14 protein-coding genes and 1 pseudogene are annotated in these 15,761 nt (G+C 53.1%); 11 read left to right on the forward strand and 4 right to left on the reverse strand.

Annotated elements, in window-relative coordinates:
* The first annotated feature begins 246 nt into the window (after positions 1-246).
* From MON37_RS02290 to MON37_RS02330, 9 genes and pseudogenes are all read left to right on the forward strand, one after another.
* On the forward strand, positions 247-885 hold the full coding sequence (locus MON37_RS02290) for a bifunctional 4-hydroxy-2-oxoglutarate aldolase/2-dehydro-3-deoxy-phosphogluconate aldolase (RefSeq protein WP_039406476.1): 639 nt from the start codon (positions 247-249) through the stop codon (positions 883-885).
* A gap of 163 nt (positions 886-1,048) precedes the next feature.
* Positions 1,049-1,699: pseudogene (gene queC, locus MON37_RS02295) on the forward strand (7-cyano-7-deazaguanine synthase QueC); the annotation flags it as partial.
* A 91-nt stretch (positions 1,700-1,790) separates the two neighbouring features.
* Complete coding sequence (locus tag MON37_RS02300) at positions 1,791-2,756, forward strand: IS30 family transposase (protein WP_242883752.1); 966 nt, start codon at positions 1,791-1,793, stop codon at positions 2,754-2,756.
* Positions 2,757-2,823: 67 nt separating this feature from the next.
* Complete coding sequence (locus MON37_RS02305) at positions 2,824-3,339, forward strand: DUF1543 domain-containing protein (RefSeq protein ID WP_039408277.1); 516 nt, start codon at positions 2,824-2,826, stop codon at positions 3,337-3,339.
* Positions 3,340-3,349: 10 nt separating this feature from the next.
* The gene (gene queD / locus MON37_RS02310) at positions 3,350-3,772 is read left to right on the forward strand and encodes a 6-carboxytetrahydropterin synthase QueD (protein WP_039408280.1); all 423 of its coding nucleotides are present in this window, start codon (positions 3,350-3,352) and stop codon (positions 3,770-3,772) included.
* Positions 3,773-4,041: 269 nt separating this feature from the next.
* Positions 4,042-4,413 (forward strand): DUF1304 domain-containing protein, encoded by a 372-nt coding sequence (locus MON37_RS02315; protein ID WP_039408283.1) that lies wholly within the window; start codon positions 4,042-4,044, stop codon positions 4,411-4,413.
* Positions 4,410-5,048, forward strand: coding sequence for a 7-carboxy-7-deazaguanine synthase QueE (locus tag MON37_RS02320; RefSeq protein WP_039408286.1), 639 nt, complete (start codon positions 4,410-4,412; stop codon positions 5,046-5,048). The genes MON37_RS02315 and MON37_RS02320 overlap by 4 nt, the downstream gene beginning before the upstream one ends.
* A gap of 353 nt (positions 5,049-5,401) precedes the next feature.
* Positions 5,402-7,573, forward strand: coding sequence for a TonB-dependent siderophore receptor (locus tag MON37_RS02325; protein WP_039408289.1), 2,172 nt, complete (start codon positions 5,402-5,404; stop codon positions 7,571-7,573).
* Between the two features lie 138 nt (positions 7,574-7,711).
* A protein-coding gene (locus MON37_RS02330; protein WP_242883592.1) for an IS630 family transposase occupies positions 7,712-8,559 on the forward strand; the annotation gives its coding sequence in 2 pieces (ribosomal slippage) (positions 7,712-8,027 and positions 8,027-8,559; 849 coding nt in all).
* Between the two features lie 191 nt (positions 8,560-8,750).
* Here MON37_RS02330 and MON37_RS02335 read toward each other — a convergent pair.
* Both MON37_RS02335 and glnA read right to left on the reverse strand, forming a co-directional pair.
* A complete protein-coding gene (locus MON37_RS02335) occupies positions 8,751-9,815 on the reverse strand; it encodes a 2,3-butanediol dehydrogenase (RefSeq protein WP_003768647.1) in 1,065 nt (354 codons plus the stop codon).
* A gap of 256 nt (positions 9,816-10,071) precedes the next feature.
* On the reverse strand, positions 10,072-11,490 hold the full coding sequence (gene glnA, locus MON37_RS02340; protein WP_019270334.1) for a type I glutamate--ammonia ligase: 1,419 nt from the start codon (positions 11,488-11,490) through the stop codon (positions 10,072-10,074).
* Between the two features lie 244 nt (positions 11,491-11,734).
* On the opposite strand from glnA, the gene aroE reads away from it, so the two are divergent.
* Complete coding sequence (gene aroE / locus MON37_RS02345; protein WP_039409586.1) at positions 11,735-12,544, forward strand: shikimate dehydrogenase; 810 nt, start codon at positions 11,735-11,737, stop codon at positions 12,542-12,544.
* A 1-nt stretch (position 12,545) separates the two neighbouring features.
* On the forward strand, positions 12,546-13,247 hold the full coding sequence (gene mtgA, locus MON37_RS02350; protein WP_039409584.1) for a monofunctional biosynthetic peptidoglycan transglycosylase: 702 nt from the start codon (positions 12,546-12,548) through the stop codon (positions 13,245-13,247).
* A 431-nt stretch (positions 13,248-13,678) separates the two neighbouring features.
* On the opposite strand, the gene nadC is transcribed toward mtgA, so the two are convergent.
* Positions 13,679-14,560: a carboxylating nicotinate-nucleotide diphosphorylase gene (gene nadC, locus MON37_RS02355; protein WP_039409581.1), complete on the reverse strand. Its 882-nt coding sequence runs from the start codon at positions 14,558-14,560 to the stop codon at positions 13,679-13,681.
* 76 nt (positions 14,561-14,636) lie between these two features.
* Entirely contained in the window at positions 14,637-15,575 is a 939-nt protein-coding gene (locus MON37_RS02360) for an NUDIX hydrolase (protein ID WP_039409578.1), read from the reverse strand.
* Positions 15,576-15,761 lie beyond the last annotated feature (186 nt).

Consider the following 15,761-nt stretch of genomic DNA (forward strand, 5'->3'; position numbering starts at 1 on the left):
TCGACCTACAGCCCCAAAGGTCGTCTGAAAACTTAAACCTCCGTCCCGTTTGAACGCAGCAGACATAGCGTGGGCTTAGCCCGCGAAAACCAAAGACGTAGGTCAGATTCTCGAAATCCGACACAGCCGTCCAAGATGTCGGATTCAAGAATCCGACCTACAGCCCAAAGGTCGTCTGAAAACTTAAACCCCCATCCCGTTTGACCTCAACAAAAACGACAACCCCATCCCACCTGGAGAATCGAAATGTCCAAACTGACCCCCCGCGAAATCCTGAGCGCCGGCGCAGTCGTGCCCGTCATGGCGATTGACGACTTGAGTACCGCCGTCGATTTGTCCCACGCCCTTGTCGAAGGCGGCATCCCCACCCTCGAAATCACCCTGCGCACTCCCGTCGGCCTCGACGCCATCCGCCTGATTGCCAAAGAAGTGCCCAACGCCATCGTCGGCGCAGGTACGGTTACCAACCCTGAACAGCTCAAAGCCGTCGAAGACGCAGGCGCGGTTTTCGCCATCAGCCCGGGTTTGCACGAATCCCTCGCCAAAGCCAGCCACAACAGCGGCATCCCCCTGATTCCGGGCGTTGCTACTCCGGGCGAAGTCCAACTGGCTTTGGAACACGGCATCGATACCCTCAAACTCTTCCCCGCTGAAGTCGTCGGCGGCAAAGCCATGCTCAAAGCACTCTACGGTCCTTATGCCGACGTGCGTTTCTGTCCGACCGGCGGCATCAGCCTCGCCACCGCCCCCGATTACTTGGCGCTGCCCAACGTCTTGTGCGTCGGCGGCTCATGGCTGACCCCGAAAGAAGCCGTGAAAAACAAAGACTGGGACGCCATCACCCGCCTCGCCAAAGAAGCAGCGGCATTGAAACCCAAAGCCTGATGCTCCCACATCCTAAAGGTCGTCTGAAACCGTTTTCTAGGGTTTCAGACGACCTTGCTCTTTCAGGCGGCGTATATTCGGACGAAATCCGCTATAATCCGTACGATTTTTTTCCATTTTCGCGGTTCGCAAACCTCCCGCGTTACCAAAACTAGGATTCACCATGCAAAACCAACAAGCCTTGGTCATCTTCTCCGGCGGCCAGGACTCCACCACCTGCCTGATTCAGGCGATTCAAACCTACGGGCGCGAAAACGTCCAAGCCATCACTTTCCAATACGGGCAACGCCACGCCGTCGAGCTGGAACGCGCCCGCTGGATCGCGCAGGATTTAGGCGTCAAACAAACCGTACTCGACTTGAGCCTGATGCAGCAGATTACGCACAACGCCCTGATGGACGACACCGCCGCCATCGAAACCGCTTCAGACGGCCTGCCCAATACCTTCGTAGACGGACGCAACGCCCTGTTTCTACTCTACGCCGCCATCTACGCCAAAGGACAGGGCATCAGGCACATCATCGCTGGCGTGTGCGAAACCGACTTCTCCGGCTATCCCGACTGCCGCGACGTATTCGTCAAATCCATGAATGTTACCCTCAATCTGGCGATGGACTACGCCTTCCAAATCCATACCCCGCTGATGTACCTGACCAAAGCGCAAACTTGGGCGCTGGCGGACGAAATGGGCGCGCTGGACTACATCCGCGAACAGACCCATACCTGCTACAACGGCATCGTTGGCGGCTGCCACGAATGCCCAAGCTGCGTGTTGCGCGAGCGCGGGCTGGCGGAATATTTGGAAAGTAAAAGGGTCGGCGGATTCGCATTTGAAGTGCAACTTTCCATAACAGAAAAAGGCCAGTATGCGGTAGCATACGGCCTGTCCTGCAAGAAAGATTGCCATGAGCTACACACAACTGACCCAAGACGAACGATACCATATCCAATACCTGTCCCGCCACTGCACCATCGCCGAAATCGCCAAACAGCTCAACCGCCACAAAAGCACCATCAGCCGCGAAATCAAGCGGCACTGCATCCAAGGACAGCAATACAGCGCCGAAAAAGCACAGAAGCAAAGCCGGCTGACCAAACAGCACCGGCGAAAACCCTATAAGCTCGATTCGCAGCTGGTTCAACACATCGACACCCTTATCCGCCGCAAACTCAGTCCCGAACAAGTATGTGCCTACCTGCATAAACACCACGGGATCACACTCCATCACAGCACCATTTACCGCTACCTTCGCCAAGACAAAAGCAACGGCGGCACTTTGTGGCAACACCTCAGAATATGCAGCAAACCCTACCGCAAACGCTACGGCAGCACATGGACCAGAGGCAAAGTGCCCGACCGCGTCGGCATAGAGAACCGACCTGCTATCGTCGACCGGAAAACCCGCATCGGCGATTGGGAGGCCGACACCATCGTCGGCAAAAATCAGAAAAGCGCGTTATTGACCTTGGTCGAACGCGTTACCCGCTACACCATCATCTGCAAATTAAAGAACTTAAAAGCCGAAGACACTGCCCGGGCGGCCATTAGGGTATTAAAGGCATATAAAGCCAGAGTCCACACCATCACCATGGATAACGGCAAAGAGTTCTACCAACACACCAAAATAGCCAAAGCCTTGAAGGCGAAAACCTATTTTTGCCGCCCTTACCATTCTTGGGAGAAAGGGCTGAATGAGAACACCAATGGACTCATCCGGCAATATTTCCCCAAACAAACCGATTTCCGAAACATCAGCGATCGGGAGATACGCAGGGTTCAAGATGAGTTGAACCACCGGCCGAGAAAAACACTTGGCTACGAAACGCCAAGTGTTTTATTCTTAAATCTGTTCCAACCACTGGTACCCTAGTGTTGCACTTGAAATCCGAATCCAAGGTCGTCTGAAAATACAACCATCATCCGATACAAGCCTTATCATGACCAAACTTTATATGTTCTATCTCGGCGGTAACGCAGGCCGCTCCAATATCGAAGTGCACGACATCCAATTTGCCGTGTGCGACGATTACCGCGAAGCCATCCCCACGCTCAAAGCTGCATGGTTCGGCGATGCGGACAAAATCCACATCGACGGCTGGCAGATTGTCGAATGGGTGGATGGTTACGATGTTGACGTATCCGATATCGCCGAGCCACAGGGGTCGTCTGAAAACGCCCCGCACCTGTATTTCGTCAATGTCGGCGGTTATCGCGCGGGACAGCTTGCCGAGGCGCACGCTTTCGGACTGTTCGTTGCCGCCACGCCCACCGAAGTCAAACACAAAGCCCTGCAAACCCTGTTGACCGACCATGTTCAACAGCATAAAGACAACCTGAAAGACGTGGACAACCTGCTCCTGCTCGACCGCATCGGCAATCATACCATCCGCCTGACCCCGAATCCGAACAGCAAGCCTGCCGAAATGGGCTTTCAGGGCTATTTACCGATTTAAAGTACCCACCATGAAAATTACCAAGATATTTACCTTCGACTCCTCGCACATGCTCGACGGGCATGACGGCAAATGCCAAAATTTGCACGGGCATACCTACAAACTCGAAATCACCGTTTCAGACGACCCCATACGGGGTGGCGCGAAAGACGGCATGGTGATGGATTTCACCGACCTCAAAGCCGCCGTCAAAAAACACATCACCGACCCCTTCGACCACGCGTTTATCTACAACGGCGGCAACGAGCGCGAATGTCAAATCGCCGCGCTCTTGGAAGGCTGGAATATGAAAACCCTGTGCCTGCCCTGCCGCACCACTGCCGAAAATATGGCGGTCGAAATGTATGACCGTTTGCAAAACGCGGGGCTGAAAGTGTGCAGCGTGAAATTGTGGGAAACGCCGACATCGTGTGCGGAGTATGAAGGGGAGTAGGGAATATCTTGCACGTATCAATATAGTAAATTCAAATAAGACATGCCCAACCGCGTCATTCCCGCGCAGGCGGGAATTCAGACCTTGGTTTTTCAGGAATATTTAAAAATTGCAGCAATTCCAAATCTCTGGATTCCCGCCTGCGCGGGAATGACGATGTGGAGCGTCCTTATTTGAATCTGCTTTAAAACGGTTTTTTTCCAGTAAGGATTCCCCCCGTTTTTTCAGACGACCTTCCATATCAAATACACCCATTCAAAGGAATACCCATGAAACTTCTTCCCACCATCCTAGTCCTCCTCGTCGCCGCCGAACATTTCTATATCGCCTGGCTTGAAATGACGCAGATTCCCAGCGAAAAAGCGGCGGAAATGTTCAAGCTGCCTTATGAATTTATGGAACAACAACAAGTGCAGACCCTGTTCAGCAACCAAGGGCTGTATAACGGCTTTCTCGGCATCGGGCTGGTGTGGTCTCGGTTTGCCGCGCCGGACAATGCCGTTTACGGCGCGACGATTCTGTTTCTCGGCTTCGTGTTGATTGCCGCCGCATGGGGCGCGTTCTCTTCCGGCAACAAAGGCATACTCGTCAAGCAAGGCCTGCCCGCGATGCTGGCGGCAGCAGCGGTGTTGGCGGTATGAAAAAAATAAGCGTCGCCCCCGAAAATCCGCAATACCGCATCGTTGAAATTTTCGAGAGCCTGCAAGGCGAGGGCTGGAACACGGGCATGGCTGCCGTTTTCCTCCGCTTGGGCAAATGCAATTTAGCGTGCGGCTGGTGTGATACCGATTATTTGACATTCGGCATGATGAGCCTGTCCGACATCTTAGGTCGTCTGAAAACCTACACCGCCCGCAATATCATCATTACCGGCGGCGAGCCGACCATACAGCCGCATCTCGATATGCTGCTGGATGCGCTCAAGGCGGAAGGTTATTTCCTCTGCATCGAAACCAACGGACTCAAGCCCGCGCCGCCGCAAATCGACTACGTCGCCACCAGTCCCAAAGCCTGCTACGCCGCCAAATACGAAAAAAGCTGCATCGAAACAGCCGACGAAGTGCGCATCGTTGCCGACGGCGATGTCGTTGCGTTCTGCGAAAAAATGGAACGCAAAATCCGCGCGCGCCATTACTACCTTTCGCCCTGCGAACAAAACGGCGTGATGAACATCTACGACACCATCCGCCAAATCGGTATCTTAAACAGCCGCCCCGACGCGCCCGTGCATTGGCAGTTGAGCGTGCAGACACACAAATGGGCGGGGATAGAGTAGGGGAATGGTGAAGAATCAAATGCCAACCTAATACGCAAATATCATTCTTCTAAATCCTTATATTATTGAAAAGGTCGTCTGAAAATTTTCAGACGACCTTTTTTACAACTTTTGGATTTGTTTGATTGAGAATGAAAGATGGTCATGCAGATGAAAATGATGTATCGGGGACTGTGTAAATTATTTGATTCATGCCCGTCAGTTTCCTATACTCCGACCGTTTTATTTCATCCCATTACAGAAATTTGATAAAAATTCTTATTTAATACGCAAAAAAGCCGTTTGCTGCCGAATGGTGCAAGGAGGTTTGGAACTCCGCTGCCGTTCGGACGGCTAAATAATTAGGAGACACCATGCCATTATCTAAATTTCGTCCGGCGCGTTTGCCGGTTGCCGTTGCTACGGCACTTTTGTCTGCCTATTCCTTGGGTGCAGGGGATGGGGTTGAGCAGGTTGATTTGCCTACTGTCCAAGTACGTGGCATCGGCAAACAGACAACCTCCAACTACACCATTCCGGCTTCCTCCGCTGCGACAGGCATCCGCCTGACCCAGCGCGAAACGCCGCAGTCTTTGTCCGTCGTTACCGAAAAACAAATGGACGACCAAGGTTTGGATACCTTGCAGGACGTGTTGAAACAAACACCGGGCGTGTTCCACAGCAAAATGGGCAACAACGTGTCCGGCCACAGCGAGTTTATTTCGCGCAGTCAGGCGATTGACAGCATTTCTGTGGACGGCGCGCCCAAGTTCCTTTACGACAGTAAAGCCATCCGCCGCGGCACCAACAATCTGGACAGCGCATTGTACGAACAAGTCGTCGTCGTGCGCGGCGCAAGCGGTTTGTCCAACGGCGGTATGGGCGAACCGGGCGGTACGGTTGCTTTGGAACGCAAAAAACCGACTGCCAAGCCAGCCGTCAGCGTGGAAGCCGGTGTCGGTTCTTGGAAACACTACCGCTTCGTCCTTGATGCCAATCATCCTCTGAATGCCGACAATACCTTGCGCGGCCGCGCCATTTTGGTCAGCGACCACGGCGGCGATTACCTGCCGAACACTTCGCGCCACAATCACACTTTCTACGGCATCCTGTCTTACGATCTCACGCCGCAAACCCACTGGCGTTTCGGTACGGAAATACACCGTTTCCGCAATACCGGCAGCTCTCCTTTCAGCTATCTGACCGTAGCGGGAGACCCTGACAACAATCAACCTTTCGAACCGTTTGCAGCCTCACCGCGCAGCAATTCCTCGGCAAAATGGGCTTACGGTAAAGAAAACAGTGCGGAAATCTTCACCTCTGTCAATCATGAGTTTGAAAACGGTTGGACTCTGAACGGCAACTACAGCCATACTTATGGAAAAAGTGACGCGGTTGCCGGCATGGCTGGTCCTTTTGTCATTAATCCCGACTATTCCGCTCAATTCGTTGCCGAGCGCGACCAAGCCAAGTACACCGACCAAGATTTTTCTCTGAGTTTGGACGGCGATTACCCGCTTTGGGGACGCAAACATGAATTCAATGCCGGCATCAGCTATCAGTACAATAAGGAAACTCCCTCATATTACGAGAGAAATAAAGATGGGATTGTCCCTGATTTACGCCTTTTTGACGGAAATTTCACAAAACCGTCCATACCCTACATTCGCGACGGCTTTGCCCATATGAAAAACCTCTCTGTTTACGGTTCGACCCGTTTCAAACTGACCGACAGGCTGGCATTGATAGGCGGCGGACGGTTTGTCGATTGGCAGTACCGCTACAGTTCCGATCGCAACCATTTTGCCGACAGCAGGCATAAAAACAAGGTATTTATTCCCTATTTGGGCGCAAGCTATGATTTAAACGACAATCTGACAGCCTACACCTCCTATACCACCATATTCCGCCCGCAAGTGCGCAATTTGGATCGAAACGGCAAACCGCTCGAACCGCAACGCGGTAAAACATATGAACTCGGCTTAAAAGCTTCATGGTTTGAAGGCCGTTTGAACGCTTCTGCGGCGGCGTTTATCAATAAACGCGACCATTTGTCTAAAGAAATTTATGATCGTAAAAATCAACGGGTTTACTATGAATCTATTGACCGCACGACGACCAAAGGTGTGGAATTGTCCGTCGGCGGACGCTTGAGCGACAAATGGCTGATCAATGCTTCTTATGCGTACTCCAAACTCAAAAACGATTCGGGCAATTTGGTCAACCCTTCTTATCCTACCCACCTTTTCAAACTCTTTACTGCGTATGACGTTACCGACCGCCTAAACTTGGGTGCAAACGTCAACTGGCAAAGCGGCACAAACGCCTATGATGAATACCAGCCTTTCACCGTTGCCGGTAAAGAAGCCTTAACCCAACGCCCATACGCTACGCTGGATTTGACCGCGCATTACAAAATCGGCAAATCCACCCGCATCGGTTTGGATTTTGAAAACGTGTTCAACAAACGCTACCGCCCCATGCCCGACATCCACGTTTACGGCACGCCGCGCAGCCTGACCGCTACGTTGAAACACACGTTCTAAAGCAGGCAGAAGAAAAAGTCGTCTGAAAAAACCGATTTAAGGTTTTCAGACGACCTTTGTGTTTTTATAGCGAGCATACTTAACTTTATAATCAATTAAAAACAAAATAGTACAATACTCAACTTTGAAGGTCTAACCATGGCATACTCTGCGGACTTAAGAAACAAAGCTTTAAACTATTACGAACAATGCAAAAACATCAGCCAAACCGCAGCAACGTTTAATTTGTCAAGAAACACGCTTTACCTGTGGATTCGCCTTAAAAAACAAACAGGCAGCCTAAAACATCAAGTTACCGGTCTAAATGCCGTAAAATTGGATAGGCAAAAACTGGCTCAATATGTTGAGCAGCACCAGGATGCCTATCTGCATGAAATCGCCAAACATTTTGATTGTACGCCAGCCGCCGTTTGCTATGCACTCAAACAGATGGGGATGACGCGCAAAAAAAGACCACCACTTACAAAGAACAAGACCCGGCCAAAGTAACGCATTATTTGACACAGCTGGCCGAATTTTCCGGCTACCAACGTGTTTATTTGGATGAAACAGGATTTGACCGCTACCTGTTCCGTCCCTATGCCCGCAGCCCGAAAGGGCAAATAGTGAAAGCGCAGATAAGTGGAAAAAGATACCGACGCTTATCTCTGGTGTCCGCACAAGTCGGCAACCGGCTGATTGCTCCGATGGTTTATCAAAATACGATGACCGGAGTCTTTTTTGAAGCGTGGTTTCAGCAATGCCTACTGCCTGCATTGACTCAAAAATCGGTGATTATTTTAGATAATGCGCGATTTCACCGTATGGGTGTTTTACGGGAAATGGCGGGAAAATGGGGACATAAGGTATTGCCTCTTGCACCTTATTCACCTGAGCTCAACCCGATTGAGAAGGTGTGGGCGAATATTAAGCGGTATCTGCGAACCGTATTGTCTGATTACGCCCGATTTGACGATGCGTTACTGTCCTATTTTGATTTTAATTGACTATAAATACGGTATGTCATCAAATTCCGTCATTCCCGCGTAGGCGGGAATCCATTGTAAAACTTGAGAAACCTTGATTTGAAAAACAGTTTCTGAATTTCAAAAATGGATTCATGCCTGCGCAGGAATAACGACAACCGATAAGTTGCGTATCGAAAAAAGTCATTTAGCTATATCAATCCGTCAGGCGTTTACAGGTTGGGATTGACGATGATTTTGACGGCGGATTCGTTGTTGTGAATCAGACGCTCGAAGCCTTCGGAAACCAGCTCGTCCAGCTTGATGCGCTGGGTGATGAAAGGTTCGAGGTTGATTTTGCCTTCTTCCACCAGTTTGATGGTTTCGGCGTGGTCGTTGCAGTAGGCGATGGTACCGCGCACGTCCAGCTCTTTCATCACAACGCTGTGGACGTTGATGGTGGCGGGGTGGCTCCAAATGGATACGATGACGACTTTCGCAGTCGGACGGCAGGCTTCGACCATGGTGTCCAGCACTTTATTGACGCTGGTGCATTCGAATGCGACGTCCACGCCTTCGCCGTTGGTCAGTTTTTTCACTTCTTCGACGACGTCGACTTCGGACGGGTCGAGGATGTAGTCGGCAACGCCGGATTCGCGGGCTTTGTCTTTGCGCGCTTTGCTCAATTCGGTGATGATGACTTTGATGCCTTTGGCTTTCAACACGGCGGCAAGCAGCAAACCGATGGGGCCTGCGCCGCCGACCAATGCCACGTCGCCTGCTTTCGCGCCGCTGCGGACGTAGGCGTGATGGCCGACGGACAGGGGCTCAATCAAAGCGGCTTGGTCTAACGGGATTTTGTCGGAAATCGGATGCACCCAGCGGCGTTTGACGGCGATTTTTTCGGCAAGGCCGCCACCGCAGCCGCCCAAGCCGATGAAGTTCATGTCTTTGGAGAGATGGTAGTTGCTGCCTTCGCCGGTCGGTACGTCATCGCGGATGATGTAGGGTTCGACCACGACGTGTTGTCCGACTTTGAGGTCATCCACGCCTTCGCCGACGGCATAAACCACGCCGGAGAACTCGTGTCCCATCGTTACGGGCGCGGACTCGCCGGAAATCGGGTGCGGATGGCCGCAGGGCGGAATGAAAATCGGACCTTCCATAAATTCGTGCAGGTCGGTACCGCAGATGCCGCACCAGGCGACGTTGATGCCGACGGTGCCGGGGGCGACGGTCGGTTCGGGGATGTCTTCGATGCGGATGTCGCCTTTATCGTAAAAACGTGCTGCTTTCATTGTAACGCTCCTTGTTTTGAGGTTGGAAAGAAAGGTCGTCTGAAAGGTAGGACGGCTTTTCAGGGAAGGGTAGGTGTGCGCTTGAATGACGACAGTTTTTATTATCGGCAGGGTTTGTGTCGTTTGATTGCTGTTATTTTAATACTTTTTGCTTTGGCCGGCAGGCCGTATTTTGAATAAACAAAAAGAGGTCGTCTGAAAACCTTGTTTCTAGGTTTTCAGACGACCTTTCGTTTAGCCTGACTGGAAATGCGGATTACAGGCTGTAATACATTTCAAATTCCAACGGGTGCGGCGCCATGCGGATGCGGCGTACGTCTTCTTCTTTGAAGGTGATGTAGCTGTCGATCCAGTCTTTGCTGAACACGCCGCCGCGCAGCAGGAATTCGTGGTCGGCTTTGAGGGCGGCGAGGGCTTCTTCCAAAGAGGCGCAGACGGTTGGGACGAGTGCGTCTTCTTCCGGCGGCAGGTCGTAGAGGTTTTTATCGGCTGGGTCGCCCGGGTGGATTTTGTTTTGAATGCCGTCCAAACCCGCCATCAGCAGGGCGGCGAACGCCAAGTATGGGTTGGCGGTCGGGTCGGGGAAACGCGCTTCGATGCGGCGTGCCTTGCTGCTGTTCACGGACGGGATGCGGATGGACGCGGAACGGTTTTTGGCAGAGTAGGCGAGTTTGGTCGGCGCTTCGAAGTGCGGCACGAGGCGTTTGTAGGAGTTGGTGGACGGATTGGTAATCGCGTTCAGGGCTTTGGCGTGTTTGATGATGCCGCCGATGTAGTAGAGCGCGGTGTCGCTCAAGCCGGCATAGCCGTCGCCTGCGAACAGGTTTTGACCGTCTTTCCAGATGGATTGGTGGACGTGCATACCGCTGCCGTTATCGCCCATGATGGGTTTGGGCATGAAGGTGGCGGTTTTGCCGAAGTTGTGGGCGACGTTTTGGATAACGTATTTCATGTCCTGGGTTTGGTCGGCACGTTTGACCAGGGTGGCGAAGCGAGTGCCGATTTCCATTTGGCTGCCGGTGCCGACTTCGGCGTGGTGGACTTCGACTTCGATGCCGAGTTCTTCCAAAATGTTCACCATGGCAGAGCGCAGGTCTTGTCCGGCATCAATCGGGGCGACGGGGGCGTAGCCGCCTTTGACGGCGGGACGGTGGCCGGTATTTTGACCGTCCATGTGCAGGCCGCTTGCCCATGCGCCGCTTTCGGACGTGATTTCGTAACGGGTTTTGTGCATATCGGTTTCAAACTCTACGCCGTCGAAGACGAAGAATTCGGGTTCGGGGCCGAAGTAGGCAGTGTCGCCGATGCCGGAGGATTTGAGGTAGGCTTCGGCGCGGCGGGCGATGGAGCGCGGGTCGCGGTCGTAGCCTTGACCGTCGGCGGGGTCGATGACGTCACAGGTGAGGACGACGGTGGTGTCGTCGTAGAAGGGGTCGATGAAGGCAGTCGCGGGGTCGGGGCGCAACTGCATGTCGGATGCCTGAATGCCTTTCCAGCCGCCGATGGACGAGCCGTCAAACGCCTGACCGTTTTCAAACCACTCTTCGGGGTCGTCGAGGACGATGCGGGCGGGGACGGTGAAGTGGTGCTGCTTGCCTTTGGTATCGGTAAAGCGCAAATCTACGAAGCGGGCTTCGCTTTCTTCAATCAGTTTTACTGCGTCTTTGATAGACATTTTCGGCTCCTAAATGGGAAGTAACGGATACGCAATCTCGCGGAAAATCTGCTGCATTTTATCATGCTGAAGGTCGTCTGAAACCGCAAATCCGTTAAATTTCTGACTTGCGGAATATAGTTTCAGACGACCTGATTGTCAACAATCCGATGCGTATTTGGATTTATTGGAAAACAGCGGTGTGAGGCGGCAAAGGCGGTTATAATGGGCGGTCTTTGCATTTGTCCTGCCGGATAGGATTTTTATGAACACTGTTCCCCGTTATGCCGTTTTCGGCAACCCCGTCGCACACAGCAAATCGCCGCAGATTCATCAACAGTTTGCCTTGCAGGAAGGTGTTGAAATCGAATATGAACGCATTTGCGCCGACATCGGCGGTTTCGCGCAGGCGGTTGAAGCGTTTTTTGCCGACGGCGGACGCGGGGCGAATGTTACCGTACCGTTCAAGCAGGAAGCGTTTGCCTTGTCGGACGAACATTCCGAACGCGCTTTGGCGGCGGGTGCGGTCAATACGCTGATTTTGCTGGAAAACGGTAAAATACGCGGCGACAATACCGACGGAATCGGACTGACGGACGATATTTCAAAGAGGCTGGGTGTGGAACTGTCGGGCAAAACCGTCTTACTGCTCGGCGCGGGCGGCGCGGTGCGCGGCGTCATTCCCGTATTGAAAGAATACCGCACCGCGCGCATCGTCATCGCCAACCGAACCCACGCCAAAGCGGCGGAAATGGCGGCGCATTTCGATATTGAAGCCATACCTTTGGATGAACTGGAAGGCGGCTTCGACATCATCATCAACGGCACATCCGGCGGCTTAAGCGGACAGCTTCCCGCCGTATCGCCCAAAGTCTTTGAACATTGCACTTTGGCTTACGATATGGTTTACGGCGGGGCGGCAGAGCCGTTTTTAGCGTTCTCCCGCCAATCAGGCGCAAAACAAACCGCCGACGGATTGGGCATGCTGGTCGGGCAGGCGGCAGCTTCCTATCGGCTTTGGCGCGGCTTCGCGCCCGATGTCCTGCCCGTCGTCCAATATATGAGAGAGTTATAAAATGTTCCGCATCATCAAATGGCTGATTGCCCTGCCTTTGGGCGCATTTATCTTTTTCAACGCTTATGTGTACGGCAACATCATCACTTACCGCGCCGTCGCGCCGAACAAAACCGCCTTCATGGCGATGCGGATGCGGCAGTTTCAAAGCGAAGGCAAAGATGTCGCGCTCGATTACCGCTGGGTGCCTTACGACCGCATTTCGGTCAACCTGAAAAAAGCCCTGATTGCCTCCGAAGATGCCAAATTCGCCGAACACGGCGGCTTCGACTGGGGCGGCATCCAATACGCCATCAAGCGCAACAAACAAAGCGGCGAGGTCAAAGCAGGCGGCTCGACCATCAGCCAACAGCTTGCCAAAAACCTGTTTCTGAACGAAAGCCGCAGCTATATCCGCAAAGGCGAAGAAGCCGCGATTACCGCGATGATGGAAGCCGTTACCGACAAAGACCGCATTTTCGAGCTGTATCTGAACGCCATCGAATGGCACTACGGCATATTCGGCGCAGAAGCCGCGTCCCAGTATTTCTATAAAAGACCCGCCGCCAACCTGACCAAACAGCAGGCCGCCAAACTCGCCGCCCGCGTCCCCGCGCCGCTGTTTTACGCCGACAACCCGAAAAGCAAACGCCTGCGTAACAAAACCAATATCATCCTGCGCCGCATGGGTTCGGCGGAGCTGCCCGAAAGCGATATGGATTGAGGTCGTCTGAAAATCAGGTGAAGGGGTTTCAGACGACCTTTGTGCAACTGTAACCCTGTTTGCCGTATCACATATATCGCCTATCTTCCCAGTTTTTAATACTTTTTCCGTCATTCCCGCGCAGGCGGGAATCCATTGTAAAACTTGAGAAATCTTGGTTTAAAAAAAGGTTTCTGAATTTCAAAAATGGATTCCCGCCGTAGCCTGTCCTCGCGCAGGCGGGGGCGGGAATGACGATAAGCGGTAAGTTGCGTGTCGAAAATAAAGTAATTTAGCTAAAGTACATAAGGGCATTGGCAACGCCTTATCATTGCAATTTTAATCCACTCCAGAAAACGCCCGTTTCGTCATCTTTACCCCGCCTGCGAGGGAATGACGAAACGGGCGTTTTTGAATGGATTTTCTTTCTGCGCCGCTGTCTTCGGCAAAATTTACGCCACGAAATCCAAGCCTATGTCCAACGAGCGACTGCTGTGGGTCAGATAGCCGAGGGCGATGCCGTCTACGCCGGTTTGTGCCACGCGCTTCAGGCGGTTGAAGCCGATGCCGCCCGATGCTTCGCAATAGATGGTATGGGGGTAGGCGGTTTGCGTGTGGCAGCGGTTTGCCGCTTCTTTCAGGGTTTCGTCGTCCATGTTGTCCAGCAAAATCCGTTCCGCGCCCGCCGCGATGGCTTCGTCCAGTTGTGCCAATGTGTCCACTTCGATTTCCACGCAAGTCAACGGTCCGACCGCCTGTTTTGCCTGCCGAACTGCTTGGGCGATGCTGTCGCAATAGGCGAGGTGGTTGTCTTTGATGAGTACGGCGTCGTCCAAGCCCATGCGGTGGTTCACGCCGCCGCCCGCCCTGACGGCGTATTTTTGCAGGACGCGCAGCAGGGGGATGGTTTTGCGGCTGCACACGATGTCTATACCGTATTCGGCGACTTCGGCTACTGCGCGAGCGGTGGCGGTAGCGATGCCGCTCAAGTGTGTGAGGTAATTGAGTGCAGTGCGTTCAGCGGCGAGTAGTGCGCGGGCGTTGCCTTCGACGGCGGCAAGCATCTGACCTGCAAGGACGGCTTGTCCGTCTTGGATTTTGGCTTGGAAACGGACGGACGGATCCATCGTCTGAAAGGCAAGGCGTGCCAAGTCCATGCCGGCAATGACGCCGTCTTCGCGGCTGACCAGGAAGAGTTTGGCGGTTTTGTCGGGTGTGATGACGGCGGCGGACGTAATGTCGCCGCGCCTGCCCAAGTCTTCACTCAAGGCTTGTTCTACCATGGGACGCAACAGGGTATCGGGTAGAGGAAGAAGATTATTTTCAGACGACATGAAGTTTCCTTTGTTGGAAAAATATTGATATTGCCTCGATGAGGCAAAATTTAATTTGAGACCGTCTGAAAATCAGTTAGCGGCTACCCAGCGGCAGTCCGATATCAGAAATCAGCTGATCGGGCAGGACATCGTCGCGGAAACGGTAAAGCTGCGCAGGACGGCCTTTACTGCCTGATACGCCGGTATCCGACGGCTCGATAAGGTTTTGCTGCTGAATCTGGCGGCGGAAGTTTTGCTTGTGCAGCAATCTGCCGCTGATGGCTTCGACGCTGTTTTGCAGTTGCAGCAGTGTAAATTCGGGCAGCATCAGTTCAAAAATCACGGGGCGGTATTTGATTTTGGCGCGTAGGCGGGACAGGGCTGTCGCCAGTACGCGGCGATGGTCGTGGCGCATGGGCTGCCCCGTGAGCGCGAAATCAAAGTTTGCCTGCGGCTCGGTGGCTTCCGCTATCAGACCGCTTTCATACAGCATTTCATAGCGTTGCAAAACGTATTCTTCCGAGCAGTTTTCAGGTTCTACCCCCCAGCACAAATGAATGCGCTTGAGCCGTTTTTGGCGTACTTCCTCCGTATCCGCAGAGTTTGCCCAAATGCGCAGGCGGCTGACGATGGTCTCATGTTGCCTACCGGCGCTACGTAAATCTTCCCACGGAAAATAGCAGTAGCAGTCCTGCCATTTCGCGTCGGGATGCAGGATGTTGTCGGCCGCCTCGCGCACCAGCCCCAAATAGCTGACGTACAAGACGGGCATGCCGTGTTCGTTGCGGCGGTGGGTATCGACAAAGGTGTAAAGCTGTTCCACATAGCCCATAGGCTGCGAAGTCTGCTTGGCGACCCACAGCTTCACGCCCGCCTGCAGGGAATTGCGCAGGGGGGAGAGCGGGCCGTTGGGCAGGAGCGTGCCTTGGGCGACGGTCAACACCCGCAGGTCGCCGTCGGTAACGGCAATCAATACGGGAACCAGCTCGACGATGCTTTGCGGCGGGGCTTCGGCTTCGGGGTAGGCGTCCATGCTCGGCTTTCTGCGGGTGGGAAAGGCTTTATTGTAAACCAAAGCGGTTTGTCGGAACGAAGCGGGTCGGTTTTGCGGTATCTCAAACCTGTTTTCAGACGACCTTGCATATTATACTCAAGTTGAGCATAATATAAAAACAGTTTGAAAAACAGACGGCAAACCTTCATGCCGTCTGAAAACCAG

It is taken from the genome of Morococcus cerebrosus, assembly GCF_022749515.1.
Classification (GTDB): domain Bacteria; phylum Pseudomonadota; class Gammaproteobacteria; order Burkholderiales; family Neisseriaceae; genus Neisseria; species Neisseria cerebrosa.